Source organism: Candidatus Tisiphia endosymbiont of Beris chalybata, assembly GCF_964026555.1.
Lineage (GTDB): Bacteria > Pseudomonadota > Alphaproteobacteria > Rickettsiales > Rickettsiaceae > Tisiphia.
The window spans coordinates 331713-358428 of sequence record NZ_OZ032159.1 but is presented as its reverse complement, the minus strand read 5'-3'; the positions used below and the strand labels follow the sequence as shown (position 1 = coordinate 358428).

General features: G+C 36.1%; 22 protein-coding genes. 13 read left to right on the top strand and 9 right to left on the bottom strand.

All coding sequences use genetic code 11. The annotated features are described in order from the left end of the window. The first annotated feature begins 5 nt into the window (after positions 1–5). The 3 genes from gatA to tsaD all read left to right on the top strand — a co-directional run bounded on the left by gatA (position 6) and on the right by tsaD (position 4256). The gene (gatA, locus tag AAGD44_RS01765; RefSeq protein ID WP_341764323.1) at positions 6–1505 is read left to right on the top strand and encodes an Asp-tRNA(Asn)/Glu-tRNA(Gln) amidotransferase subunit GatA; all 1500 of its coding nucleotides are present in this window, start codon (positions 6–8) and stop codon (positions 1503–1505) included. A 257-nt stretch (positions 1506–1762) separates the two neighbouring features. Then, positions 1763–3211, top strand: a complete 1449-nt coding sequence (gene gatB / locus AAGD44_RS01760; protein ID WP_341764322.1) for an Asp-tRNA(Asn)/Glu-tRNA(Gln) amidotransferase subunit GatB — start codon at positions 1763–1765, stop codon at positions 3209–3211. 61 nt (positions 3212–3272) lie between these two features. After that, positions 3273–4256, top strand: a complete 984-nt coding sequence (gene tsaD / locus AAGD44_RS01755) for a tRNA (adenosine(37)-N6)-threonylcarbamoyltransferase complex transferase subunit TsaD (RefSeq protein ID WP_341764647.1) — start codon at positions 3273–3275, stop codon at positions 4254–4256. Between the two features lie 9 nt (positions 4257–4265). On the opposite strand, the gene AAGD44_RS01750 is transcribed toward tsaD, so the two are convergent. The 5 genes from AAGD44_RS01750 to nuoL form a co-directional block, all read right to left on the bottom strand. Next, positions 4266–5606: an ankyrin repeat domain-containing protein gene (locus tag AAGD44_RS01750; RefSeq protein WP_341764321.1), complete on the bottom strand. Its 1341-nt coding sequence runs from the start codon at positions 5604–5606 to the stop codon at positions 4266–4268. A gap of 90 nt (positions 5607–5696) precedes the next feature. Further along, entirely contained in the window at positions 5697–6320 is a 624-nt protein-coding gene (locus AAGD44_RS01745) for a glycoside hydrolase family 25 protein (RefSeq protein ID WP_341764320.1), read from the bottom strand. Between the two features lie 276 nt (positions 6321–6596). Continuing rightward, positions 6597–6839, bottom strand: a complete 243-nt coding sequence (locus tag AAGD44_RS01740; RefSeq protein WP_341764319.1) for a hypothetical protein — start codon at positions 6837–6839, stop codon at positions 6597–6599. A 245-nt stretch (positions 6840–7084) separates the two neighbouring features. After that, positions 7085–8581, bottom strand: coding sequence for an NADH-quinone oxidoreductase subunit M (locus AAGD44_RS01735; protein WP_341764318.1), 1497 nt, complete (start codon positions 8579–8581; stop codon positions 7085–7087). A gap of 307 nt (positions 8582–8888) precedes the next feature. Next, positions 8889–10811 carry an NADH-quinone oxidoreductase subunit L gene (nuoL, locus tag AAGD44_RS01730; protein WP_341764646.1) on the bottom strand — a complete coding sequence of 641 codons (1923 nt, stop codon included), beginning with the start codon at positions 10809–10811 and terminating at the stop codon, positions 8889–8891. A 337-nt stretch (positions 10812–11148) separates the two neighbouring features. On the opposite strand from nuoL, the gene queA reads away from it, so the two are divergent. Both queA and dacB read left to right on the top strand, forming a co-directional pair. After that, entirely contained in the window at positions 11149–12177 is a 1029-nt protein-coding gene (queA, locus tag AAGD44_RS01725; RefSeq protein ID WP_341764317.1) for a tRNA preQ1(34) S-adenosylmethionine ribosyltransferase-isomerase QueA, read from the top strand. A 157-nt stretch (positions 12178–12334) separates the two neighbouring features. Then, on the top strand, positions 12335–13684 hold the full coding sequence (dacB, locus tag AAGD44_RS01720; protein WP_341764316.1) for a D-alanyl-D-alanine carboxypeptidase/D-alanyl-D-alanine-endopeptidase: 1350 nt from the start codon (positions 12335–12337) through the stop codon (positions 13682–13684). A 147-nt stretch (positions 13685–13831) separates the two neighbouring features. Here dacB and AAGD44_RS01715 read toward each other — a convergent pair whose 3' ends face one another. From AAGD44_RS01715 to AAGD44_RS01705, 3 genes are all read right to left on the bottom strand, one after another. Next, positions 13832–15841, bottom strand: coding sequence for a hypothetical protein (locus tag AAGD44_RS01715; RefSeq protein ID WP_341764315.1), 2010 nt, complete (start codon positions 15839–15841; stop codon positions 13832–13834). 128 nt (positions 15842–15969) lie between these two features. Beyond that, on the bottom strand, positions 15970–17274 hold the full coding sequence (locus AAGD44_RS01710; RefSeq protein WP_341764314.1) for a citrate synthase: 1305 nt from the start codon (positions 17272–17274) through the stop codon (positions 15970–15972). Between the two features lie 27 nt (positions 17275–17301). Beyond that, positions 17302–18078 carry a uracil-DNA glycosylase family protein gene (locus tag AAGD44_RS01705; RefSeq protein ID WP_410521004.1) on the bottom strand — a complete coding sequence of 259 codons (777 nt, stop codon included), beginning with the start codon at positions 18076–18078 and terminating at the stop codon, positions 17302–17304. A gap of 273 nt (positions 18079–18351) precedes the next feature. Between AAGD44_RS01705 and AAGD44_RS01700 the strand changes: the two genes are divergently transcribed. Beyond that, complete coding sequence (locus AAGD44_RS01700; protein ID WP_341764313.1) at positions 18352–19290, top strand: RluA family pseudouridine synthase; 939 nt, start codon at positions 18352–18354, stop codon at positions 19288–19290. Then, positions 19287–20159: a peptide chain release factor N(5)-glutamine methyltransferase gene (prmC, locus tag AAGD44_RS01695; RefSeq protein WP_341764312.1), complete on the top strand. Its 873-nt coding sequence runs from the start codon at positions 19287–19289 to the stop codon at positions 20157–20159. Before AAGD44_RS01700 ends, prmC begins: the two co-directional genes overlap by 4 nt. 19 nt (positions 20160–20178) lie before the next feature. Here prmC and AAGD44_RS01690 read toward each other — a convergent pair whose 3' ends face one another. Beyond that, complete coding sequence (locus AAGD44_RS01690) at positions 20179–20565, bottom strand: hypothetical protein (RefSeq protein ID WP_341764311.1); 387 nt, start codon at positions 20563–20565, stop codon at positions 20179–20181. Between the two features lie 207 nt (positions 20566–20772). Between AAGD44_RS01690 and AAGD44_RS01685 the strand changes: the two genes are divergently transcribed. The 6 genes from AAGD44_RS01685 (at position 20773) to AAGD44_RS01660 (ending at position 26716) form a co-directional block, all read left to right on the top strand. Continuing rightward, a complete protein-coding gene (locus AAGD44_RS01685; RefSeq protein WP_341763539.1) occupies positions 20773–21657 on the top strand; it encodes an IS982 family transposase in 885 nt (294 codons plus the stop codon). A 274-nt stretch (positions 21658–21931) separates the two neighbouring features. Continuing rightward, on the top strand, positions 21932–22936 hold the full coding sequence (locus AAGD44_RS01680; protein WP_341764310.1) for an FKBP-type peptidyl-prolyl cis-trans isomerase: 1005 nt from the start codon (positions 21932–21934) through the stop codon (positions 22934–22936). Between the two features lie 13 nt (positions 22937–22949). Continuing rightward, complete coding sequence (thyX, locus tag AAGD44_RS01675; protein ID WP_341764309.1) at positions 22950–23840, top strand: FAD-dependent thymidylate synthase; 891 nt, start codon at positions 22950–22952, stop codon at positions 23838–23840. Between the two features lie 70 nt (positions 23841–23910). After that, entirely contained in the window at positions 23911–25428 is a 1518-nt protein-coding gene (locus tag AAGD44_RS01670) for a leucyl aminopeptidase (protein WP_341764308.1), read from the top strand. Further along, positions 25415–26233 carry a division plane positioning ATPase MipZ gene (locus AAGD44_RS01665; protein ID WP_341764307.1) on the top strand — a complete coding sequence of 273 codons (819 nt, stop codon included), beginning with the start codon at positions 25415–25417 and terminating at the stop codon, positions 26231–26233. The genes AAGD44_RS01670 and AAGD44_RS01665 overlap by 14 nt, the downstream gene beginning before the upstream one ends. Positions 26234–26494: 261 nt before the next feature. Then, on the top strand, positions 26495–26716 hold the full coding sequence (locus tag AAGD44_RS01660; protein WP_341764306.1) for a hypothetical protein: 222 nt from the start codon (positions 26495–26497) through the stop codon (positions 26714–26716).

Here is a 26716-nt window from a genome sequence, read left to right as displayed (position 1 = left end):
AGTATATGCGCGAAATAAACAAATTAACTATAGCCCAAGCTCTCAAAGCTTTAAAGAGCAAAGAAGTTACCTCTACTGAGTTGACGCAGGCCCATATTGATGAGATGCTCAAGCAAAAAGAATTAAATGCCTATATTACTGAAACAATCGATATAGCGCTAGAGCAAGCTAAAAGTTCTGATCAAAATTATCTTAATGGTACTGCAAGACCATTAGAAGGTATTCCTGTAGCTATAAAAGATTTGTTTTGTACAAAAGGGATATTAACCACTGCTGGCTCCAAAATGCTTAGTAATTTTATTCCAACTTATGAATCTACTGTGAGTCATAGAATTCAAAATAATGGTACAGTAATTCTAGGGAAAGCTAATATGGATGAGTTCGCTATGGGCTCAGCTAATATTACTAGTTATTTTGGGCCTGTTATTAGCCCTTGGAAGGCGATAGATGCTCCCTCCACTCCGTTGGTACCTGGGGGCTCATCTGGGGGATCCTCAGCGGCCGTTAGCGCGTTTTTAGCTATGGCTGCCCTAGGTAGCGATACGGGGGGATCGGTACGTCAACCAGCTAGTTATACAGGAATTGTAGGATTTAAGCCAACCTATGGGCGGTGCTCTAGGTATGGGATGATAGCTTTTGCTAGCTCTCTTGATCATGCGGGAATATTAACTAGAACGGTAGAAGATGCTGCGTTAATGTTACAGGTAATGATGGGGTTTGACGAGAAAGATTCCACTTCTATTAATTCTGCAGTACCAGAATTACAATCTGCTTGCCAAAAAAGTATAAAAGGAACAAAAATAGGTATTCCTTTGGATCTCATGCAGCAAGAGGGAGTGCATCCAGATATTCTGAGAATGTGGAACAAAACTATTGATATTTTGAAAAATGAGGGAGCAGAGATTAAGGATATCTCCCTGCCCTATTCTAAATATGCTTTAGCTGCTTATTATGTTATAGCACCTGCCGAAACTTCCTCGAATTTATCAAGATATGATGGTATAAGATATGGGCTTCAGATAGAGGGCGAGGCTACATCTATTGATCAAATGTATGAAAAAATTAGAACCACTGGTTTTGGCGCGGAAGTTAAAAGACGTATTATGATCGGTACATATTTGCTTTCCTCCTCATTTATAAATGACTATTATTTAAAAGCGCAAAAAATACGCTATTTGATCGCTGATGATTTTAAGAAAGCTTTTAAAGAAGTGGAAGCAATAATTTTACCCACCACTCCCACTGAAGCTTTTGATTTAGGGACAAAACAAGATAACCCGGTGACAATGTATTTAAATGATTTATTTACTATTCCGCCTAGCCTTGCAGGCCTGCCATGCTGTTCTGTACCAGTGAGCTTATCGGCGCGCGGATTACCGCTTGGTATGCAAGTAATAGGTAAACCTCTAAATGAATATGATACATTGCGAGTCGCAGCTTCTATAGAGCGAGGGGTGCAGGATATAAATTTTACTTACACAAGGTCAGGTAAAATGCATAGATAGAATTGTTTTAACTATGCAAGAACTCTATTATTTAAACAAACAGATTTGATAAAATAGACTTCCTGTATAAGTCGAAAATAGAGGAGAGATTTTTAGGAAAAACGAAGCCGAGCTGCACTTGCATACTCAAATGTACATGAGGAGCGTCAGGCCGCGTTTTGACAACAAAATTACCCGCTAGCTCGACACCCACTAGATCGACTTATGCAGGAAGTCTAATATTTTTATATCAAATTGAGGTTATATTAGGATTTAAAATGTCTTATATTATTGGCAATACAGGCACATGGGAATATGTAATAGGTGTAGAAATTCATGCGCAAATTTCTTCTAAATCCAAGCTTTTTTCCTCCAGCTCAACCGCATTTGCCGCAGTTCCTAACTCGCAAGTGTCTTTAATTGATGCGGCTATGCCAGGGATGCTACCAGTATTAAATGAGTATTGTGTCCATCAAGCAATTAAGACTGGTCTTGGACTTAATGCTCAAATTAATTTACACTCCCGTTTTGATCGTAAAAATTATTTTTATCCTGATTTACCAGCTGGCTATCAAATTTCTCAATTCTATAATCCCATTGTACAAGACGGTTATTTAGATATATCTACCCAAGAACGTGGCATACAAAGAATTAGAATTAATAGATTACATTTAGAACAGGATGCTGGGAAATCCATACATGATCAATCACCTTATTATACTTTTATTGATTTGAATAGAGCGGGTATAGGGTTAATGGAAATTGTGAGTGAGCCTGATCTTAAATCACCTGAAGAAGCTGCAGAATTTGTTCGTAAGCTTAGGACGTTACTACGTTATATAGGAAGTTGTGATGGAGATATGGAGAAAGGTTCTCTACGGTGTGATGCTAATGTATCTGTTAGGCTGCCCGGGGCCGAATTGGGAGTAAGATGTGAAATTAAAAACTTAAATTCTATTCGTAATATTATGAGAGCTATTGAGTTTGAAGCAAACAGACAAGTAAATTTAATTGAAAAAGGGCAGGTAATACTACAAGAAACCAGATTATTTGATGATAATACTGGGGAAACTAGGACCATGCGTTTAAAAGAAGAATCACATGATTATCGTTATTTTCCTGACCCAGATCTATTACCCTTAATTCTATCCGAAGAGCTAATTAATAAATTAGCGGCAGAATTACCTGAACTGCCTGATGAGAAAATTGAAAGATATAAAGCAGAATACGGCTTAAGCAACTATGATGCAGAAGTGCTAGCGGCTGATGAGCTCGTCACCCAATATTTTGAGTCTGCCGTTCTGCTGTGTAGCCCTAAAATACTGGCTAACTGGATTATTAGTGAATTATTTGGGCAACTTAATAAATATTCAATAAATTTAAGTGAATGTAAGATCACCCCCCAGATGCTGGCGCAAATGGTAAAATTAATAGAAGAGGGAGTAATTTCTGGCAAAATTGCCAAAATAGTTTTTGAAACCATGTTTGAAACAGGTCAAACTGCCCAAGAGATTATCACAGAGAAAGCTTTAATTCAGCTTTCTGATCCTGACCTTCTATCCTCTATAATTGATGAAATACTATTAAACAATACTGATGCTGTTACTGAGTATAAAAGCGGGAAGGAAAAATTATTTGGCTTTTTTGTAGGGCAGGTTATGAAAAAAACTGAAGGTAAAGCAAATCCTACTTTAGTTAATAGCTTATTAAAGGAAAAACTTAAATAATCTGGAAGGCTCTATTAATATATTAGGTATTGAATCAAGTTGTGATGATACTGGCGTAGCGATAGTAACGGCAAATAGGAAAATTTTATCAAACATTGTTATTTCCCAAAATAAAGAGCACGAACTATTTCAAGGGGTGGTACCTGAAATTGCTGCTAGATCTCACTTGCATAATTTAGCAAAAGCGCTAGCTGCTGCCTTAAGAGAAGCTGGATTGACCCTATTACAGATTGATGGGATTGCTGCTACTTCTGGCCCTGGCTTAATTGGCGGAGTAATAGTGGGATCAATGTTTGGTAGGACACTTGCTAGCGTGCTCGACAAACCGTTTATTGCGGTTAATCATCTTGAGGGTCACGTACTGACCTGTAGATTAACTAATGACGTTACCTATCCTTATTTACTCCTATTAGTCTCAGGAGGGCATAGCCAATTTATTGCCGTACAGGATCTGGGCAAGTATAAAATTTTAGGTCAAACTATTGACGATTCCGTTGGGGAGGCGTTTGATAAAGTAGCAAAAATGCTAAATTTACCGTTCCCGGGTGGGCCGGAAATTGAAGCGCGAGCAAAATTTGGTAATCCGTATCAATATGCTTTACCTAAACCTATTATAAATCAACATAATTGTAATATGTCGTTTTCTGGTTTAAAAACAGCGGTGCGGATATTAATCTCAAAATTACTGCCCATAGGAGAGAAGGAAATTAATGATATAGCGGCCAGCTTTCAGTATGTGGTGGGCGAAATCCTAGTAGCAAAAATGCATAATAGTGCCCTCATGTATCAAACATTTATGCAAGAATTTACTTTAAAACAAAAAACTTTTGTTATAGCTGGGGGGGTGGCAGCAAATCATTACCTTCGCACTATTCTAAAGGCCCAGGCAGAAAAGCTAGGCTACCAATTTATAGTACCACCGCCCCAACTATGCACAGATAACGCGGCGATGATTGCTTTTGCCGGACTAGAGAGAATGAAAAATAATCTCTCTAGTCCTTTAAATTTTTGCCCAAAAGCTAGGTGGAGCTTGGAAGAGCTATAAATTTCCCTTTTACACTTTCCTTCCCCCGTTACCACCACCACGGGAAGTTGAAGGTGCCTGATTTCTACGCGCTGCTTGCGTAGTATGCGAACTGCCTGGCGTAGAGGTAGAAGTCTTTATATGGGCGAATTGAAGATGCTGAAAAATTTGGCGGAATAAGGCAGGTTCTCTAGCAAGATCAGCAAGGCTCGGTTCATCCTTATTCTCTTTCTGTGGTATTGCTCTTGCATGTATCCGACTAAGGCGGCCAAAATTCTCTGACCTATAGTTCTCTAACTTCTTGATCTCCTTTGAAGCATCAATAGCACTATTTTTCTCTCCTATTTTTGCAACTAACAACTGTGGTTGAATATTATTAATATGTACAAATTCATCCAGCTCTTGAGTCGACAATACTTCTCCGTTTATACGACGAATTACATTATTAGCTACTACATCTATTCTTGCTTCATAATCACGGATTAACTTAGCGACTGGGTGTATAGAATAAAACTTCTCTCTTGCTAAATCGAAAGGAGTGTTTCTATCTACATTTCTAGCCCCTATATCAGCCTTATTGTTAATTAGTAATTCTAATATGGCAATATGGTCTGGTATGATATCATGCATAGCTGCCATATGTAAAGCATTATTACCTTGTAGATTTACAGCATTAGGATTCGCACCATGTTTAAGTAAGATTTGTACTTTTTTGAGGTTTCCAGCCATATGTAAAGCATTATTACCTTGTAGATTTACAGCATTAGGATTCGCACCGTATTCAAGCAAGATTTGTGCCTTCTCAAAATTTGCACTTATTAAGGGAATGTTACCATTTGGAGCAAGACCAATATCTATATTATCTTTGATAAATTCCGGACTACATTTACTAAGGAGTAGCTTGAGTAATTTATGATCCGTATTATGAAACAAATTACTGTGCTTCACAGCAGACTCTACGTCCGCATTATGTTCAATCAACAACTCCACTATTTTTTTAAATGCCCTATCTTGAGCAACCGGGCTTATCAAGTGGCGCATATCCTCTATATACTCTATTGAGCTACTTAATATCCACTTGTTATCTATAGAGAGATTGGGATTAGCCCCAGCTTTCAATAATATTCTAGTCAGCCTCTCCTGCCCTGTGCGTACTGCCGCGCGTATTGACCATAATAAAAACGTCTGTCTATCGGTACTAATCATATCAAGATTTATACCGCTTCCCTTAACTGTATTGACTAATTCTTCCTCATGCATTGTGGAGAAGTCAACCTGTCGTGAAAACTGAGACCATTGCTCCTCTAGTTCTACTAGTGGCGTAGTACGCATTAATTCTAATATGCGTTTAATATCTTCTTCATTTCCCATAATATCTTTCTCTCTATAAGTTATTATTTACCTTGCAAATCCCTTAGGAATTTAGCGTAGCATAAGCAATAAAAAACATATAATAATATTTCAACTTTTTATAAAATCTAAATCGACATAACCGTCAATTCCATCAATTTTACCATGGTCAGAATATTGCCAAAAAGCCCAGCCTTTATTTTGCCAGGTAGTGGGAATTTGGGGGGAGAGAGGAAGGTCATTGGGGTCGTGCCAGGAGGCTATCCACAAGGGATATTTACTAAAATCATAAGCCTGCCAATTGACATGATTTTCCCAATAATTATTACTACAATAAATGTATATATTTCTAATTTGCTTGCTTTCTAGATCTACTATTAACTCATAAAGATTATGCGCTATTTGCATAGCGGTGGCGCGCTGATTGCCTCCCTCTTCTATATCAATGGCTAATATGTCTTTATCGTTATTAAAGCCGCACTGCCCTAAGACCTTGCTAATATTTACTCCTTGCTCGGTAGGAGTGCTTGAGAGTGCTTTAAAATAATGGTAAGCTTTAGGGTGGATGCCGTTTTCTTGAGCTTTTGCCCAGTTATATAAAAACTTATGATCTTGGATAGTAAACCCTTCGGTCGCCTTAATCATCACATGCTTAATGCCCGCATTTTTTACTTTCTCCCAGTCAATATCCCCTTGATGCCATGAGACATCAATGGCTTGCTCATATTGGCTCATATATAAATTCACCTCCTATTTTATTGGCATTGCCGATAAATAGTTGATGGCGATCAAAGATTGTGCTTGGATACCGTAAACGTTATGAGCTAAGCGAGCGTAGCGCGGTAATCCAGGAAACATTGGTTTGTTTGCAGGATTTTTCGAGATTGCTTCATAAGCCTTCTGGCCTTTTCGCAATGACAATGCTCAGGCATCAACTATTTATCGGCAATGCCGTTTTATTCTCTACTATAATCTTGACTCACTCAGTCGTAAATTTATAATAGAAGTAGTTTATTTATCTTGTGACCCTTCTGTACCACTTCCCCCACTTGTTTGCGTTTCTAACATTTTACTCTTTTCTTCTATGGAGTTAAGAAAAAAGTAGCTGAATACTAAAAATGCGATTAAAAGAGGCACCACAACAAATATGATTGCTTTTAGTTTTTTAGCTGACTCTTCCCGATCTAAACGTTTTTCTCTTTCCATTTCGGTTTCCCTTGCAGCGGTGTTATTAGTATTGGATTTCCTTCCCATTTTTCGTTCCTCTTTAGACCTATATCTATGGTTTTACAATAGTTGCCTTACTATTACAAGCAATAAACATCAAACTGACAGGGTAGAGATTTAAAATACTAAAAATTGATTAAAATTTAAAAAGGAAATTAATGCTCAAAATTTTATTAAGCCTACCTGTATACTGCTCGTACCTGAAGAGTTGGTAGACCATTTTGCAGATAAAATACGCATAAATCAAGCTATAAAAATTTCCTTTACAGAACCTAATAACCATAAGAAATATATTGTAATAAAATTTTATCCACAGAAATATGCAGCATATTCATAATTATAGTTGGATAAAGCCCTAGATAAATAATGATAGTACACAGAGGAGCAATAGTTAATATTTCATAGTAAGTTAAGTCTTCCATTTTGTTTACCAGTTCATTATTTGTTGGCCCTAACATCACCTCTTTATATAATTTAAGCATATAAATTGCTCCTAACACAATACCGATTGCTATAACGCCCCCTATAACCATATTAAATTTATAAATACCGACTATAGATAAAAATTCCCCTATAAAACCACTAGTTCCTGGTAATCCTATGGAGGCCAGCATAGAAATCATAAAAAATACTGCTAGCACAGGCATCCTATCGGCTACTCCCCCATATTGCGATATTTCCTTAGTATGTAGTCTATCATATAAAGTACCGACTATTAAAAATAGCGAAGAAGCTACTATCCCATGGCTAAGCATTTGAAATATTGCTCCTTTAATTCCTTCTTCTGTTAGGCTAAAAATTCCTCCAGTGACATAACCCATATGGGCTATTGATGAATAAGCTATCATCTTTTTCATATCCTTTTGCGCCAGGGCCACAAGTGAACTATATATTACTGCAAATACACTGAGCACTAATACATAAAAGGCAAATTCTTGAGATATAACTGGAAACATTGGTAATAATACCCGTAAAAAACCATAGGCGCCGAGTTTTAGTAATATACCAGCTAAAATAACCGAACCCGCAGTTGGAGCTTGCACATGCGCATCAGGAAGCCATGTATGAAATGGGAGCATTGGAACTTTGATCGCAAAAGCCACAAAAATGGCTAACCATAATATTTTCTGTATTGATAAGGGCAATAAGGGAACTAAAACGTTCAGAGTCACGATATTAAAACTATGTAATTGACTATAAATATACATTAATGAAAGCAAGAAAAATACTGAACCAAAAAATGTATAAAGAAAAAACTTTAAGGCAGCATAAATTCTATTCTCTCCCCCCCAAATCCCTATAATGATATACATAGGGACTAGAATAATTTCAAAGAATAAGTAAAATAATAACAAATTCATGGAAGCAAAAGCCCCAATACAAAAAGCTTCTATTAATAAAAAGCACAGTAAAAACTCTTTAATATATTTTTGTATAGTCAATATACTAGCTATTATACAAATAAAGGTCAAAAAAGATGTTAAAACAATAAAAAATACTGAAATACCATCAACTCCCACATGGAATTCTAGCCCTATTGCCTTAATCCAACTATATTGCTCAATAAATTGATAATTATAAGAGCTGTTATCAAATTGTACTAATAAATAAATCGTTGATAATAAAGTAAGAAAAGAGCTTAAGACTGCCACGTAGATGGCATAAACTTGCTTATTAGAGGACTTGCTTTGCCCTATAAATAATAGAATATATAAACCACTTAATAATGGCAGACAAATACTTATTGATAAAATAGGTAGTTCTAACATTTTAAAATCCTAAAAACAATTTTGCATATTTTCAAATTAATTTTATAAATAAAGCAGTATATATACTGCTCGTACCTGAAGAGTTGGTAGACGATAGAATCAACTTCAAGAAGAGCGAGGAGTGGCAAAGTCGAGCAGCGCAGCGTACTATAAAGTACGTGAGCATCCTCGATCTTTAGGGCAAGACGACGCCAATTCTTGAAGTTCCTAGAGTATACTCCTCTTCCGATGATTTTGCGGCTAGGCTGAGGAGCGAAGCTGAAGTAAATCTAGGAGAGCGCCGAATAACAATCCATGCAAATTCATATCAGAGGAGTATATAGAGAGTAATCCCAACTATAATAAATGAAGTCATATATAGGGTATAATCAAATATATAACCCGTTTGGGATCTACTCACTATTACACTAAAATAGTTGGTTAGTTTAGCTAGGCCATTTGGCCCTAGCCTATCAATAAATTTTTGATCAATAATGTTGAATAGTTTACTAAGCCTTGATAATGGTCTTATGAAAATAATCTGATAAACTTCTTCAAAATAATATTGCTTGAATAATAACTTTCTAAAAAAGCCATGTTTTACGGTATGTTTAAGGTTAGTATATAAGTAGACCCCTAAAATAATTCCTATTATCCCCACAATAAGTGGCAATAATTTGATCAATAGAGGAGGATGATATACTAATTTTTGATAAATATGGACATTAAATATGCTGTTCCTAAAATACCCATTTGGTTTATCTAGAGACAAGATATAATACCCGATCATTCCAGAACAAAAACTTCCTCCTATTAAAAGAATAAGAGGTAAGTTCATAATATTTGGTGCCTCATGCACCTTATGGTAATCCTCTATACTCAATCTGGTTTTACCATGAAATACTAATAAAATAATTTTCATAGAATAAATACTAGTTAATATAGTGGCAACAATTCCCATAGCAAAAACTACTAGCCCTATCCTGCCACTACTATAAGCTAATTCTAAAATAGCATCTTTCGAATAAAATCCCGCTAGGGGATAAATACCTATAAGAGCAAAAGATCCTATTAAAAAATTACAATAAGTAAGGGGCATTTTACCTTTTAAATCACCCATTTTAAAAATATCCTGCTCATGACAAGCATGAATCACATTGCCCGCTGATAAAAATAATAAAGCTTTGAAAAAAGCATGTGTTACCAGATGAAATACGCCTGCATTATAAGCAGATACCCCGCACGCCAAAAACATATATCCTAGTTGACTACAGGTGGAATAAGCAATAATTTTTTTTATATCCTGCTGCATTATGGCAATAGTTGCAGCAAATAAACAGGTAATCCCTCCAATAATAGCAATAAATTGCCGTATTGCGATGCTATACTCAAATAAATAAGAACAGCGAGCTATTAAAAATACCCCGGCTGTTACCATAGTGGCAGCATGAATAAGAGCGGAAACCGGGGTTGGACCCTCCATAGCTGAAGGCAGCCATATATGGAAACCAATTTGAGCAGATTTTCCCATACATCCTAAGAATAATAGGAAGCATATTACATCAATGACTAGAGGTTTAAAGCCTAACATACTAATAAATTTAGGACTAATAAACGGAGTATTTGCCAAAGAATCTGCTTTCATAAAAACAGTGGCAAACTCTAAGGAGCCAAAATAAATAATAATAGTGATGATACCCAAGATAAAAGCAAAATCCCCTACCCTGTTGACTATAAAAGCCTTAATTGCTGCCTTATTGGCAGACTCTTTTTTATACCAAAAACCTATTAATAAATATGAGCATAGCCCAACCCCTTCCCAGCCAAAAAATAGTTGTAGGAAATTATCTGCCGATACTAAAATGAGCATAAAAAAGGTAAATAACGAAAGAAAAGATAGAAACCTCACCAATCCTTCATCCTCTTTCATATAACCCAAAGAATAAATATGCACTACTGCCGAAACCCAAGTAACTACTAAAAACATAATAGCGGTCAGGGGATCAATATAAATAGCCCAATATATTTTTAACTCAGAAATTATTAACCATTTTGCTAGAATAACATGAATAATTCTATTATTTATTCCGGCATGGTAAAATATTAAGATAGATAGTAGGGCCGCTAGAGTTATCGCACTACTCGAAATTAAAGTAGCGTATTTTTTATTAATATATCTGCCAAACACACCGTTGATAATACTAGAAATTAACGGCAACATAACCATCAATATTGCAGCGTTTATTATCATTTCTATATCCATAATTTAATTACTAAATATTATACTCTTTTGTTCTGCCAGGCCCCTCATTTTATTTGGCAGCGGTAAACGCGCGGGAGTAACATATACGTTTACATTTTAGATGCGCACAAATTCAGATTCAGATGCGTACAAGAGTATACTGCTATTTCTACACTATTAATCCTTTTTCGTCTACCTTTTGGCTCATTGTTATCAGCGAAAAATATTGAGGCGGCGACAAATAAACCGGACAGTAATAATTAATATAAATGTTCTAATCTTCATGTTATAATTATTTTTTCAAAAATAAACAATAATTACTCTTTATAAAAGGAACTGCAGTTGCATGAAATTATTAGACTTTGATTTTTCTTTGCCTCATGCTTTAATAGCTCAAGCGCCAGAGGCAAAACGAGACCACTCTAATTTGCTAATAGCTAAGCCAAATACTCATTTAGCGCAGGACAAATTTTACAATATAATAGATTATTTAATGCCTGGCGATGTAATAGTATTTAATGATAGTAAAGTTATCAAGGCTAAGTTACTACTGAATAATGATGGAAAAAAGATAGAATTATATTTAAATAAGCAAATAGGAGATAATAAATGGCATGGTTTTGCTAAGCCCGCAAAAAAGCTTCAGGAAGGAGATCAATTTGATTTTAGCGGTAATAAAATTACTATCCTTCATAAACTTGGGCTAGGACAGGTTGAGGTTAAATTTGAATTGCTTAATATTTCGGTTTTTGAATTTCTTGAGCAGTATGGGCACCTGCCCCTGCCTCCTTATATTAAAAGAGAAGAAAATTTAGTAGAGGATAATATTAGATATCAAACTGTATACAGTAAAAATCCTGGGGCAGTAGCAGCGCCAACTGCCGGTTTACATTTTTCTACGCAGTTACTGCAGCTAATTCAAGCCAGGAATATCGAAATTGTTTTTATTACTTTGCACGTAGGGGCTGGGACGTTTTTACCAATTAAAACCGAGAATATTGAGCAACATAAAATGCACCGTGAATATTATCATATTGATAGCATTACCGCTAATATAATTAATAAGGCAAAAAAAGAGAATCGTCGGGTCATCGCTGTTGGTACAACTTCACTGAGAGCTTTAGAAAGCGCCGCAATTAATAACCAAGTACAAGAGGGAGGGGTTGAAACAGAAATTTTTATTAAGCCAGGCTTTAAATTTCAGATGGTAGACCTCTTACTCACTAATTTCCATCTACCTAAATCGACTTTATTTATTTTAGTTTGTGCATTTGTTGGCTATCAGGAAGCAGTGAAGATATATAAATATGCAATAGAGAATAAAATGCGTTTTTTCAGCTATGGTGATGCATCGCTGTTATATTTAAAAAAATAAAGAGGCACGATAAAAGACAAGTAAATTTTTATAGTAGAATAATCACAGTCGCACTTTACTTGATGGCTATATAATATATTTTTAATATAACAGCTTTATTTCTGTGACTAAAAGGATTAATTTAGTTTAAATAATTAACTCAATTTAAATTAGGCTTATGCAAAAAATAGTTTCTCTACTCTTGTGTTTAATGATTTATAATAGCTCGTATGCCTACGGCGATCATTACCACAAAGCGATTAATCAAGCAATTGATCAAGTCGATTCTAATATTAATATCGGAATCAAAATCAGGAACTTATTAACGGGAAAAGTGGTCTATGAGCGCAATGCTGATAGTTACTATAATTTTGCCAGCTCTTTAAAGTTGATTACGATAGCTGCGTTAAGGCAATATTTTGGTAACGATTATCGTTTTACTAATAAGATTTGGAAAAAAGGGGAAGATTACTATTTAGATATTAATGATCCTAATTTTTCTACTGAAGCTCTTGATAGTATGCTTAAACTGCTTAAAGCAAAATCTTCTGCTACTCTTCGAAATTTCTACATTATAGACTCTACTTTTTCTCTCCCACCGATTATAGAGAGCAAGATGGTAGAAGATACGAAATATTGTTACGGAGCGCTAATCACTAAAGTACATATTAATAAGAATTGTATAAAAGTACAGCTACAACCAAATTTACAAGTAAAAAGCAAGATAGGTGTAGATAATAAAGAATTGATACCTTATAAAATTGTAAATAATGCGGTCACTATCCCTGGGGGCTATAAAGATAAACTAGATATAACCATTAAAAATGATAATTTATTAATAAATGGTACTTTAAATAAAGAATTTCAAGGCAGCGTCAAGGCAGTAACTAATGATAATTTAAATTATATAAAATTATCATTACAAAAACTATTAGCTAAAAATAATATTAAAATAAAGGGACAAATTTTATATAGCGCCAAACCTATAGCCGCCCAAGAAATTGTTGAAAGTCAAAAAAACTTTTATCAAATCGCTAGTTATGCTTTAAAAGTTTCAGATGATTATATTACCGATTACTTACTTGCTGAATTTGCTGATATATATGGGGTAAGGGATTGGCCAACGGCAGGAATATTATTAAAACAATATGTGTTGCAAAATTTTGCGATAAATTTAGATAAGACCATAATAGTAGATGGCTCAGGTATATCCAGATATAATCTGTTTACCCCAACACAGTTTGATGGGTTTTTGGCTAGAATTTATCAGGATCAAAACTTTGAAGTTATTAAGTTAATGTTAGCAAGACCTGGCGAAGTGGGCACCTTGAATAAGCGTTTTCAAGGGGTAGATATTTTTGCTAAAACTGGGACTATGTCTGGGATTTCTTCCTTGATAGGTTATGTATTTGATAAAAATAATGTCCCATATAGTTTTGTGATAGTGAGCAATAGTTATTTAGGACCAAAACTAAAATACGCCCAGCTAGAAGAAACAATAATCAGGATATTAATAAATTCACAATAGGCCCCTTTTGCAGCTCGCATATCACAGAGAACTTACATAGTCTGCTGCGTACTTTTATGGTACGCAGCTAAGGAGTGCAGTTTTTAGATTCGACGTAAAATTATCTGTTCGATGCGAATTAGGCCAGAAGCCTATTAATGATGGTACTTAACGTGACGGGGAATGGTCCTTGTTATTATTATTAGAGCGCTCGTTAATCTTCTGTACATTATTTTCTCTCTCGGCTAACTTCTTGTTTAACTCGTCCATCACTCCTGCGTATACCACCATAGCTTCCTTCTTGTCCTCTGGGACTCCTCGCAAGCCATTTACATTTGGTAAAAGGGGCGCTTTCTCTGTAGGGGATTGGGCAGCTCTGCCGATCAATGCTGGTAGCTTACCATCGACTGGAAGTGGAGGCGCTACTGGAATTCCCTCTACCCTTATTATAGGAGGAGGAACAGGTTCGGATTTTTTAGCTGCTTTTGCTTCTTCTGCGGCTTTTTTGTCAGCGCTCAAATTTACCTGATCAATCTGCTCATGAAGTACCTTAAGCTTAGCATGACGATCCTCTTCCTCTTTCTTTAGTGCATTCCATTGGGCAGTGGAACCGAAAATAGAGCTATCGGCACTTTTGCCTGCTTTTCCTTCAATCTCTCCTTTCTTGCTCTGCAGCTTCTGGAGTTCCTCTATTAAATCACCCGTTATTCCTGGCACAGGTGATACCCTGCCTGCAGGGGCTCTATTTAATTTTATTTCTGTAATTTTTTTTAATAACGCCTTATTATTAGCAGGGTTAGCAATCGCGTCTACTTCTCCAGATATTACCGGAGGTGGAGGGGGAGGTGCTGGTGGGATAGGCGAGGTATAGTTAATTGATGAGAAGTTGGTGACATCGTCACTCAATGCTTGCCTATTATATATAGACGTCGCTCCCTTGCTCCTAGCATCCAGTTCTCCTGAATTGACTATAGTTGTGGGGGCTGGCAAGACCTCCTTTAATGAAGCTGGGGATGCAGTTACTATGCCACTAAACGATTCTGCCTGCCCTGGCTCTAATTTGCCAAAAGCTCCTCTGCTTTCTGATTGGACTGGCGGAGGCAATGGGGGCGTGGGTGGTGAAGGAATAGGAGGGAGTTCCTGCGGAGGAACAGTGGGAGGAGGCAGTATATCTGGGACATCTCTCTTTGATAAGTCTAGGGGCTTTGGAGGCACGGGCGGCTTCTTCGGAAGAGGCGTCTCCCCTAAGCCAGCCCATGGACGCTTTTTCTTTTCTTCTTCTGGGGTTAACCCTGGAACTACATTCGTTTTTATTGGCGAAGCTATAGCTTCTGAACTTTGATTTGGTGGCGCCGTAACCTTCTTCAAGACCTCGCTTGCTAGTGGTAGGCCCTCCGTGACTGAATTTTTTGCTGCTATTGGCTGCTGTATTGCAGCAGCCTCGCCTAGCGCAGGGTTTTTATTAATAGAGCTCTTTTCAAACTCTACTCCTACTGGTAATTTTGTCGTCGAAACTTGTCTCCGTTCCTCACGTACCTCTGTGTACGCAGCTCGACTCGGCTTCGCTTCTCTTAAAAATTCCTCAGGAGTAGCGAGTTCGGAAAGAGGTCTATTAGCTTGGTCTCTTCCCATTTGCTCAATTTCTTCAGTGGCAGCCTCAGCCCTTTTTTTCTTTTGTGGATTACGTAGGTCTTTGAACAACGCAACTATAGAGGCAAGAAATTCTTTTATTTTATTAATAAATGGATGTCTATCTTTAGTAGTGGTGTACTGCTTCTCTATTTTCAAAAGCTCCCTATAAAGTCTATCGCTCATATTGTTTTCTTTAAGAGGAGCATATTTCTTACTTACTTTCTCTAATTCTTCAATTAGTTGAGGATCGCTACTAAAATAATCTTCAAGCTTAACTTCCTTATCATCTGATAAATCGTACTCTTTTAGTAATGGGTCTAATGTATTAAAAGTCTCATTTATTTCTGCACGGTCATCAATCGAGGCTACACTGCTATTTTTTTCCCAAACCTCTTGTACCCTTCTAACCAAAGTTCTAACCAAAGTTCGAATGTACTTTATCTCCCCTTTGCTATAGTTTGTTTGTTCAGCCCCTTCCTTCTCCACTTTTAGGGACTGCCCCTTCTCCCTAGCTTGATTCATATTATAAAAATTTCCCCCAGCCATACCTTACCTTTTAATTATTGCTTATATTAGTGTAACATTATTAATTTATGAAAGTCAAAAAATAATTAAAAATAATTAGGAAATAATTATTAACTTTCCTTCACAGACCCTAGTTTTGAGAAATGGTATTACCTCTTGTCAACCGGAATAAATTCCCGCTTTATATGCCCAGTATATAATTGCCGCGGCCTACTGATCTTTTGGGCAGGATCTTCGTGCATTTCTTTCCATTGCGACATCCAGCCTACCGTCCTTGCTATGGCAAAAAGCACCGTAAACATTTGAGAAGGAATGCCCATAGCTTGATAAATAATTCCTGAGTAAAAATCTACATTTGGATATAGCTTGCGCTCGATAAAATATGGGTCGTTAAGGGCAATTTTTTCAAGTTCAGTAGCTATTTTGAGTAATGGGTTATTATGTTCTCCTAATTCTGCTAATACTTCGCTGCATACTTCTCGTAGGACTGCGGCTCTTGGGTCATAGCTTTTATAAACCCGGTGACCAAAACCCATTAAACGAAATGGATTATTTTTATCTTTTGCCTTAGCGATATATTCGTGGACCCGGTCTATAGTACCGATTTCTCTTAGCATGTTAATTACTGCCTCATTAGCTCCGCCGTGAGCTGGCCCCCAAAGAGAAGCTATGCCCGTGCTAATACAAGCAAAAGGATTAGCCCCTGATGACCCTGCTAAACGTACTGTGGAAGTAGAAGCATTTTGCTCATGGTCAGCATGTAGAATAAATATTTTATCTAAAGCATTTTTTATTACAGGGTTTACTTGGTATTTTTCACAAGGAGTGGCAAACATCATATAAAGAAAATTTTCGGTAAAATCCAAATTATTGTCAGGATAAATAAAGGGTTGCCCTATTGAGTATTTATAGGCCATGGCGGCAATTGTTGGCATTTTAGAGATCATTCTAATCGCGATTAGTTCGCGCTCCTGATCTTCTGCATTTAAAAAATCTGGGTAAAATGCTGATAAGGAGCCAACTACCGCAAGCAGAATAGCCATAGGATGAGCAGAAAAACGAAAGGCCATAAATAGGCTTCTAAGACGTTCATTAAGCAACGAGTGATGAGAAATTTTCTGAGCAAAAGAGTCATACTGACTGTTGGTCGGTAATTCACTATTCAATAGTAAATATGCTACTTCTAAAAAGTTACATTTTTCTGCTAAAGTTTTAATATCATAACCTCTATGCCTTAATATCCCTTTATCTCCGTCTATATAAGTCATTGCTGATTTACAAGAAGCAGTAGACATAAATCCTGGGTCATAAGTAAAGTACCCGGTCAATGAATATATATTAGTAACGTCAATAACATCGGGCCCTATTGTCGATTTTTTAATTGGTAAATTAACAACTTTATCCCCTATTTTTAATTCAACTTCTTCTAAAGCGGGAGCATCATTATTTTTCATATCAATTCCTTTGCTGGTTGTAATTTGTTAACTATTAGTAGGGTTAATATTTATATTAACAAACTCTTGAATTCTTAACAAGTCATACCAGATAGTTTTCTTTTGTGCTGGTTGTCTTAGTAAATAAGCAGGATGAAAAATAGCGGTAGTTTGAATTGGTTTCATAAGATAGGGGTTAGTATACCAATAATATTCCTGTCTAATTTTAGTTACTCCGGCATTTTTGCCTAGCAAACTTGTCGCAGCCACATTCCCTACTAATACAATTAGTTTAGGATTTATTAAGGCAATATGTTTTTCTACAAACGGCCTACAAATATCTATTTCCTCCAGGGTAGGTTGACGATTAGCCGGAGGTCGCCAAAAAACTGTATTAGTAATATAAGCGTTATGCTCTCGTGAGAGATTAATCGAGGCTAATATATTATCAAGCAATTGACCACTTTCTCCGCAAAAGGGAATCCCTCTAGCATCTTCAGTACTACCGGGAGCCTCTCCAATCAACATGATAGAACTGTTTGGGTTACCATCTGCAAATACTGTATTATTTGCTAATTTCTTTAAACTACACCCTTCAAATTCTATTAATGACTTTCTTAATTCCTCTAAGCTGGTAGCCTCGTCTGCTAATTTCCGCGCAAGCTGCAGAGCAGTACTAGAATTAGGTGACGCCTCTATTTTCTTGTTAGCAGAAACTGGCTCATGAATATTTTTTGAAGAATTAATCTTGGCATTCTCTGCTTTCGACTTTATACTGTTTTCTTCTTGCAGAATTATTTTACTTTCTGAATAATTTTGGGCCATAGGTAATATTGTGAACTGATTATTAAGGCTTTGAGTAGTAGAGTTCTTTCGCAGCTCATCTCGAGCTGGTAATTTGCGCGCCTCATCTCCTTCAAACTCACTGTAAGATGCAAGCGGGGACAGAGGTCTAGTAATTAAATGCTTAGGCTGGGCAGTAGGTTCGACAAAATAGTAATCTACCCCAACTGCCCGCAACCATTTCAGTTGATTAACTTTATTTATTAAATGACCCATTTTAGAATGATCTATTTTATTATTAAAAATTCTTGAGTGATGGAAGAACATATCTTACCAAAAAATTTACATGGTTTTAGACTTGACCAAGCTCTAACTTACCTTATCAATACGACTTCTAGAAGCCAAATCCAAAAAATTATTAATGGCTTACAAGTAAAAGTTAATGGCTTAATTATTCCTCATCCTGACTTCAAGGTCAAGGAGAATGATATTATTAAAATAGAGTTTAAACCTGCTGTTCTGCAAACAATGCAGCCGTCGAATATTAAACTTAATATTTGCTATGAAGATGAAGATTTAATAGTAGTCAATAAAGCAGCGGGAATGATTGTACATCCAGGAAATGGCAATTACCACGATACCTTAGTAAATGCTTTACTCTATCATACTAAATCTTTATCTACCATAGGAGGATGTGAGCGTCCCGGCATTGTACATCGCTTAGATAAAGATACTACCGGGCTAATGGTCGTTGCAAAAAATAACTTTGCTCATGCACATTTAGCCCATCAAATAGAAACAAGACAACTTACGCGTAAATATAAGGCATTAATCTGGGGAGTGATTAACCCGCTAGAAGGCACTATTAAAAATAATATAGGGCGTAGTAGAATAGCACGCGAAAAAATGACTATTTTAAAGTTTGGGGGAAAGGAAGCAATCACTCATTATAAGACAGAAGAAATATTATTTCAGGGTTTAATAAGCATGCTAGAATGCAAACTAACTACTGGTCGTACTCATCAAATTCGCGTGCAATTAAGCCATTTAAAACACTCCCTGGTGGGCGATCAAACTTATGGCCATAATAGCCGTAAAATTAGCCACAGTTCTGTGATAATTAAAGAAAAGCTTGCTACTTTTAAAAGGCAAGCTCTACATTCTTGGTATATAAGCTTTACTCATCCAGCAAATGGTCAGTTACTTGAATTTCAGTCCTCTCTGCCTTTAGATATTCTGGAAATAATCTCATGAGCATTAATTTGAAGGACTCCAAAACTATACAAGAATTATTGATATATGGGGCTAGAAAGTTAGAGGCAGTTGGTATTAATACCGCAAATTTAGAATCTAGGATATTAATGCAATATATCACTAATCAACCAATTGAATATTTATTAGCTAGGTTTGAAGAAGTATTACCGCTATACCAACAAATTAAGTTTGGAGAATTGATTAATCGACGTCTAACTTTAGAGCCCATAGCGTATATTATTGGAACTAAAGAATTTTATGGTTACCAATTTATAGTAAATAACAAGGTATTGATTCCGCGCCAAGATACGGAAATTCTCGTGGAAGCAGTATTAAATGAGCAGAATAGTTTGGGGGTGGAAACCACTATATTAGAGCTGGGGACTGGTAGTGGGTGCATCGCCATAAGCCTATTGTTAGAGCGGAGGGATATTAAGGCCACCGCTACCGATATTAGTCAAGATGCGCTAGTAATTGCCACTCACAATGCTAAGCGACATAATGTTCTTACAAGACTTTCAATAATTCATAGTGATTGGTTTCAGAATTTAGCAGAGCAAAAATGTGATATTATTGTCAGCAACCCTCCTTATATCTCTTATAATGATAGGCGATATATGTCGCCTGAAACCTTAAAATACGAACCTAAGACCGCGTTATTTGCTGAAAATAATGGTTTAGCAGCCTATCATATAATAGCGCAGTCAGCGAAGAAATTTTTAAAAGGACAGGGTAAAATATTTTTGGAAATCGGATTTAATCAAGCAGAGATGGTTAAAGAAATTTTTAGTCACTATCATTATACCTTTAAACAACTTTATCGAGACTTAGGAAACCAAGATAGAGCCCTAGTATTTAGTGTTTCCTAGAGTGAGTTATACAGGAAGTCTAGTAAGTAGTAGTGCGGGTATGCGGTATCACCATGCCTCCACAATTGATATGGCAAGTATGATAATCTGTCATACATCTTTTAACGCAGTGGCCATTATCATCTAAATCAAAATTAAATTCATTAGTTAATTTGACTCCTTGATTCATTTTACGTAAATCGCTATTTTGTTGTTCTAAGCTTTTAATAAGACGAGCTTGATTAGCTTTATCTAAGCAATAATTTTCACAACTTGTTTTGGATAATAAGCAATTATTAGCACACATTGCTCCAAACTCAGTTGACGGCGGGACAATTTCATATTCAGTAGTATATATTGGTCCGCAAGCTGATAGAGTTAAAATTAGTAATGCAAAAGGAATACTAAGGAAGAATTTGGCGTGCATAAAATTATAATAGTGTTTAAACTCAAAAATATATAGGTAGCATAAAATCTCCCTATAGTCAACTAATACCATTTCCCAAAACTAGGTTTTGTGAAGGTTTCTATCTAAATGAGTAGATTTATAACGCCATGTTCGACTTTTTTTTAAGATTGACAAAAGAATAGGATAGCCTAATAAGGTCATAGTTCAATTATCGAGAAAGAAGCTATGACCCTAGAAGAGTTTATCATTACTGTGTATTGTTTCATAGAAGAAAAAATGACTATAATAACCAAAAATATCAAAGTAAGGAAAGCAGGATTTCCACCTTGCTTAAGTGACGTGGAAGCATTAACAATGGAAGTGGTGGGAGAATTTATCGGTTTGCACCAAGACAAGCAGATATGGGAATATTTTAAACGTCATTTTCAAGAATGGTTTCCCAATCTAAAGAGTAGACCGTCTTATGTGAAGCAATGTAGCGGTCTTTTATCTATTAAGAACATGCTGCTTGCCGACTTGTTTAAGAGTGCAAGCAAATCAGATCTGCATATGATAGATGGGGTACCGATTCCTGTAATAAATTTGGCCCGAGCAACGAGAGGGCGATGTTTTAAGGAATACGCTGACTATGGGTACTGCGCTTCGAAAGATAGCTATTATTACGGTTTTCTAGGACACGTATTAATTAATGAAGAAGGTCGAATAGCTGGATTCATGATAACTCCTGCTAATGGGTCTGAACGTGAAGCTCTGCAAGTAATGTCTCCTAATATTAGTGGCATGGTACTGGGCGATAAAGGCTATCTTGGTCAGGATTTAAAAGATGAATTGGCCACCAAAAACATTGATTTACAAACACCTTTAAAAAAGAATATGAAGGATAATAGATCCAAGAATTTCCTTAAATGGATTACTGCTACTCGTCGTTTAATTGAAACTGTTATTGGTCAGCTTACAGAACGTTTTGCTATTAATGCTATCAGAGTTAAGAGTTACTGGCATCTACAATCTCGCATCGCTAGAAAATTACTTGCTCATACTATTGCTACATTTTTGACAAAGTCTTTAAAACTTGTGCCAACACAACTCGAAAAATTAGTTACCTGCTAAAAAAAAGTCGAACATGGCGTTATTATAGTCATTTTTGCTCATAGAACCGCAAGCGCACTAGGGCGTACGTGAGGAGCGGAAGGCCACGTTTTGACAACAAATCACCCATTAGTTCGAACTTATGCGGGAAGTCTATTATATATTCGCTAGTTGATTCTCTATACTAAATCACTTTGGCTATAACATTATTAGAAAGCACACTAAATTATCTTGCAATTAATAAATTAGGTTATGTATACTGCCTTGAATTAGTGAAATAAATACAACTTCAATTATGCAAAAAATCTTAAGCCTTATTATTGGTGTGGCTATTATTTATTCTATTATGCAGAGCAAAATGTTTCCCTCTCCACCCTTGGAAGAGAAAAAAAATAATACGGAAAATCAGAGTAATACGCAAAAAAATAATAATGTTGCTACTAAGGATGAATCAACCACAGTAGAATTAACTGGTAATTTTCTGGAAAAATCTCTCTCTAAAATAGTAATCAATTCTCTTAAAACGGAGCAAGGTCGATTATTTTTTGAAAATTTACTGCAACCACAAAATAAACTTAACACGCAAGGAGATTATATTATAGAAGTAAATCATAATATAGTGCAGCCTCTTTTCAAAATTAACACTTTAAAAGAAGGAACTATTGGTCCTGTCACTTGTGGGCATATAGTTAATATTCAATATAAGATATTAGATATTAACAATAATCTAATATCTTCCAATACTAAAACCTTCTCTCTTGGTGCTAAACCTATCCTCCCAGGTATTGATATAGTAACAGTGGGCATGAGAGTAGGAGAAGTTCGAGAAGCTATTCTACCACCGCAATATGCCTATTATAGCCCTGTTTATAGGACAGAAAACATAGATCATGAAGCCTCGTATAAAGTACAGATAGTCTTAAATTCAGTGTTACCTCATAGCTTTATTGATAGTAATGAAGTAAAGATTTTTGATAATAAGATAGCATATAAAGCACCATTATTATGTGGAGATAAAGTAAAACTGAATGCAAAAATTACTCGTTTATCAAATAACCAAATACTATATGACTCAAAACAACAAGGAAAAAATATTGAGATGAAAATAGGAGATATAAGCTATCCTTTCATCATGTCATATGCGTTACATGGCAAAGTGCCGGTGGGCATGCGAACGGTGATAGCTAAAGGCAAAACCTTTAAAGCATTAGGATCAAAATTAAACCAAATGATTACTCAAGATAAAATACCTCTCGAGGAATACTTAATGTTAGAACTAACTGATCTTAAAAAAGAATAATTGAAGTAAGATAATGCATAATAATTACACTACTAAAAGAGCAACGGTTCCTGCGCTAGAAGAACTACTATTTGAACCATTAAAGGTATTAGATCATGGTTTTATCAGAGTTATTGATTATATGGGAGATGATAGTAGCATCGTGCAAGCGGCGCGTGTATCCTATGGAAAAGGTACAAAACAATTAAATCAAGATAAAGGTTTAATTTATTATTTAATGAGGCATAAACATACAACGCCGTTTGAAATGTGTGATATTAAGTTTCACATTAAATTACCTATTTTCGTTGCCCGGCAATGGATACGCCATAGAACCGCTAGTGTTAACGAATATTCAGCTAGATACTCTATCTTAGGAAATGAATTTTATTTACCTGCTAGAGAAAATCTAGCTAGCCAGTCGCTAACCAATAAGCAAGGCAGAAGTAACGAAGATATACCAAAAGAGGTCGCAGATAAGGTCTTAGCCCTATTAGAAAAAGATGCTAAAATGTGCTACCAGCATTATACTGAGATAATGAATCAAGATGAACAAGGCAATATCATTGACCCAAATGCTATAGGTATTACCAGGGAATTAGCAAGAATGAACTTAACCTTAAACTATTATACGGAATGGTATTGGAAAGTTAATCTCCATAATCTATTAAATTTTTTGTTACTTAGAGCAGATCCGCATGCGCAATATGAGATTAGGGTATATGCTGATAAAATGTTGGAAATAGTGCAAAAATGGCTCCCTTTGACTTATGGCGCCTTTAACGAATATAGAATAGAAGGATTTAATATTTCTAAAAAAGGTCTTGCGGTGATAAAGAAGCTCCTTAATAACGAGAATATTACTCAAGAAACAAGCACTATGTCTAAAAGAGAGTGGGATGAGTTAATGGAAGTGATTAAATAACTATTATAGATATTTACTTGTAAAAACTAAAATAATTGATAGATTAATTTTAAAAATAGAACGAGGATACATGTTCAGCAACATCAACTTTATTAGCACAGAATTATCAAATAATCAAGGGGTTGTAGTTTTTATTAACGAGCAGCTAAAATTAAATAGTGAATTATTATTACTTGACCAGCAGTATCATGGCTTAATTTCTAAAACTATTCACAATAAATTAATTTTTACCGGTAAAACGTCCCAGGTAAAAGTTATGAATTCGATCGGTAAAGATGGAGAAGTAAAATATTTAATATTAGTGGGCCTAGGTGATGAAACAAAGCTGCAAAATTTTGAGATAGAAGAAATAGGAGGGAAAATTTTATCAAATTGTCTCACCCATAAAATTAAGTCAGTAGGGATAAGAATTTCTTTTAATATCGGACAATATGCGCCTGCTATTTTTGCTTGTTTAATAGCGAGCGGTTTCCTGCTTGCCTCATATAAATTTGATAAATATAAGACAAAACAAACTGATATAGATAAATTTGCAGTAGAGCGCTTAGAAATTTCTTTAGATAACCCATCTGAAGCTGTAGAGCTATTCAATGATAAAAAGTCATTAGCGGAAGCTATATTTTTTGCTCGCGATATAATTAATGAGCCAGCAAACATTAAGAACCCTCAAACTTATTCTGAAAGAATTTTAGAATATCTTGAACCCTTAGGTATAGAAGTGACTATTATAGGGGAAAGAGAAATGAAAAACCTCAGGATGGGAGCTTTATTAGCAGTAGGACAAGGCTCACAAAACGAGTCAAAACTTGTGGTAATGGAATATAAGGGAGGCAATAAAGACCAGCCACCGGTAGCTTTAGTGGGGAAAGGAGTAACTTTTGACAGCGGAGGTATATCGCTTAAACCATCTGCCAATATGGGAGAAATGAAATATGACATGGCGGGTTCCGCCGCCGTAGTGGGAAGTTTAATAGCACTAGCAGGACGGCAGGCGAGCGCTAATGTAGTTGGAGTTGTAGGCCTTGTAGAAAATATGCCCTCTGGTAACGCCCAACGCCCTGGCGATATCGTTACTACCATGTCGACTAAAACAGTAGAAGTCCTTGATACCGATGCGGAAGGAAGATTAGTATTAGCAGATGCGATTTGGTATGTGCAAGAAAAATTCAGCCCTTGTTGCGTAATTGACCTGGCTACTCTGACTGGTGCTATAGTTATAGCTCTGGGCGCCACTTATGCTGGATGTTTCTCTAATAATGAGCAGTTAGCAAATCGGTTAATAGAAGCAGGCAATAAAGTGAATGAAAAATTATGGCGTATGCCTATGCATAAGGATTTTAGGGAAATGATTAAATCCGAGACCGCAGATATTGCTAATATTAATACTGCTGGTAGGGGCGCTAATAGCTCTACGGCTGCTCATTTCATAGAACATTTTGTTAAAGAAGGCATGGCATGGGCACACCTTGATATTGCAGGGGTAGCTTATAGCAAAGCAGGGAATAATACTGGAACTAAGAAGGGGGCGGTAGGGTACGGAGTCAGCCTTCTAAATCAACTAATCAAAGATTACTATGAAGGTCAATAAGCATAAGCAAGGGCATGTTTTTGTAATAGGTAATGAAAAAGGGGGGGCCGGTAAAACTACTTGTTCTATGCATCTTATTGTTAGCTTACTTTATAATGGTTATAAAGTTGCAAGTATAGACACAGATACTAGACAAGCCTCATTAACTAACTATTTTGCTAATAGGACTAATTATAACCTAAATAATCCAACTCAAACAGTCCTTTGTCCTGCACATTTTCATTTAACTGAAAGCCCTCAACAAGCTATAGGGCCAAAGGAAGAAGAAGAAAGAGCTAATTTTGAAGCAATATTTAAACAAACGCAAGAGGCAGACTACATTATTATTGATACCCCAGGTAGTTACTCTTTTCTCTCTCGGTTAGCTCATTCTTATGCGGATACTATAATTACCCCCATTAATGATAGCTTTCTTGATTTTGATGTACTAGCTAAAGTTGATGCTAATAACTTCTCAGTTATCACTCCTTCAATATATAGTCAAATGATTTGGGAACAAAAAATGCAAAAAGCTAGTAGAAATGGTGGGACAATTGACTGGATTATAATACGCAATAGGCTCAGCAATTTGGATGCAGTAAATAAAAGGAAGGTTTATGCTGCGCTTGAACAATTATCAAAAAGGATTAGCTTTAAAATCTCTCCCGGTTTTAGCGAAAGAGTAATCTTCCGGGAGCTATTTTTACAAGGTTTAACCTTACTTGATCTAACAACCGCTAACTACGGTAAAAGTTTTAATATATCGCACGTAGCAGCTAGGCAGGAGCTACGAGATTTTCTGAATTTCCTTGATATCCCCAAATAAAATGGCATTGCCGATAAAATCTCTTTTGTTCTCAAAAATTGGACTATACTTCTCTTCAGGTGCGAACAGTATATAGTCTAAAATCGCTAGGATGCAGTTCTTGACTTGAGTATTTAATTGAAATATTTTACGCCCCAGTAACCATAGATTTGTAAAATTCTTGACAAATCTACCAACTTATTATAATATATTCGCAACAAGTCGAAAAGTTAAGGGGTTTTTAGGAATTTTCAACGAAGCTGAGCACCGAACTAGACTTAAATGTACATGAAGGAGCGGAGGCAAGTTTTGACAACAAGATTATCCACTAGACCGACACCAACTAGATCGACTTATGCAGGAAGTATACTGCTCGTACCTGAAGAGTTAGTAGACGAAGGTCAACTTCAAGAAGAGCTAGGAGTGGCAAAGTCGAGCAGCGCAGCGTACTATAAAGTACGTGAGCAGCCTCGATCTTTAGGGCATGACGACGCCAATTCTTGA

Coding starts and splice junctions, on each gene's coding strand:
- gatB (WP_341764322.1), top strand. CDS start 1,763: ATGTCTTATATTATTGGCAATACAGGCACATGGGAATATGTAATAGGT.
- AAGD44_RS01710 (WP_341764314.1), bottom strand. CDS start 17,274: ATGAAAAATAATGATGCTCCCGCTTTAGAAGAAGTTGAATTAAAAATA.
- AAGD44_RS01715 (WP_341764315.1), bottom strand. CDS start 15,841: ATGGCTGGGGGAAATTTTTATAATATGAATCAAGCTAGGGAGAAGGGG.
- dacB (WP_341764316.1), top strand. CDS start 12,335: ATGCAAAAAATAGTTTCTCTACTCTTGTGTTTAATGATTTATAATAGC.
- AAGD44_RS01735 (WP_341764318.1), bottom strand. CDS start 8,581: ATGTTAGAACTACCTATTTTATCAATAAGTATTTGTCTGCCATTATTA.
- prmC (WP_341764312.1), top strand. CDS start 19,287: ATGAGCATTAATTTGAAGGACTCCAAAACTATACAAGAATTATTGATA.
- AAGD44_RS01670 (WP_341764308.1), top strand. CDS start 23,911: ATGTTCAGCAACATCAACTTTATTAGCACAGAATTATCAAATAATCAA.
- AAGD44_RS01750 (WP_341764321.1), bottom strand. CDS start 5,606: ATGGGAAATGAAGAAGATATTAAACGCATATTAGAATTAATGCGTACT.
- AAGD44_RS01740 (WP_341764319.1), bottom strand. CDS start 6,839: ATGGGAAGGAAATCCAATACTAATAACACCGCTGCAAGGGAAACCGAA.
- AAGD44_RS01665 (WP_341764307.1), top strand. CDS start 25,415: ATGAAGGTCAATAAGCATAAGCAAGGGCATGTTTTTGTAATAGGTAAT.
- AAGD44_RS01685 (WP_341763539.1), top strand. CDS start 20,773: ATGACCCTAGAAGAGTTTATCATTACTGTGTATTGTTTCATAGAAGAA.
- thyX (WP_341764309.1), top strand. CDS start 22,950: ATGCATAATAATTACACTACTAAAAGAGCAACGGTTCCTGCGCTAGAA.
- AAGD44_RS01700 (WP_341764313.1), top strand. CDS start 18,352: ATGGAAGAACATATCTTACCAAAAAATTTACATGGTTTTAGACTTGAC.
- AAGD44_RS01745 (WP_341764320.1), bottom strand. CDS start 6,320: ATGAGCCAATATGAGCAAGCCATTGATGTCTCATGGCATCAAGGGGAT.
- gatA (WP_341764323.1), top strand. CDS start 6: ATGCGCGAAATAAACAAATTAACTATAGCCCAAGCTCTCAAAGCTTTA.
- queA (WP_341764317.1), top strand. CDS start 11,149: ATGAAATTATTAGACTTTGATTTTTCTTTGCCTCATGCTTTAATAGCT.
- AAGD44_RS01680 (WP_341764310.1), top strand. CDS start 21,932: ATGCAAAAAATCTTAAGCCTTATTATTGGTGTGGCTATTATTTATTCT.
- AAGD44_RS01660 (WP_341764306.1), top strand. CDS start 26,495: ATGTACATGAAGGAGCGGAGGCAAGTTTTGACAACAAGATTATCCACT.
- nuoL (WP_341764646.1), bottom strand. CDS start 10,811: ATGATAATAAACGCTGCAATATTGATGGTTATGTTGCCGTTAATTTCT.
- AAGD44_RS01705 (WP_410521004.1), bottom strand. CDS start 18,078: ATGGCCCAAAATTATTCAGAAAGTAAAATAATTCTGCAAGAAGAAAAC.
- AAGD44_RS01690 (WP_341764311.1), bottom strand. CDS start 20,565: ATGCACGCCAAATTCTTCCTTAGTATTCCTTTTGCATTACTAATTTTA.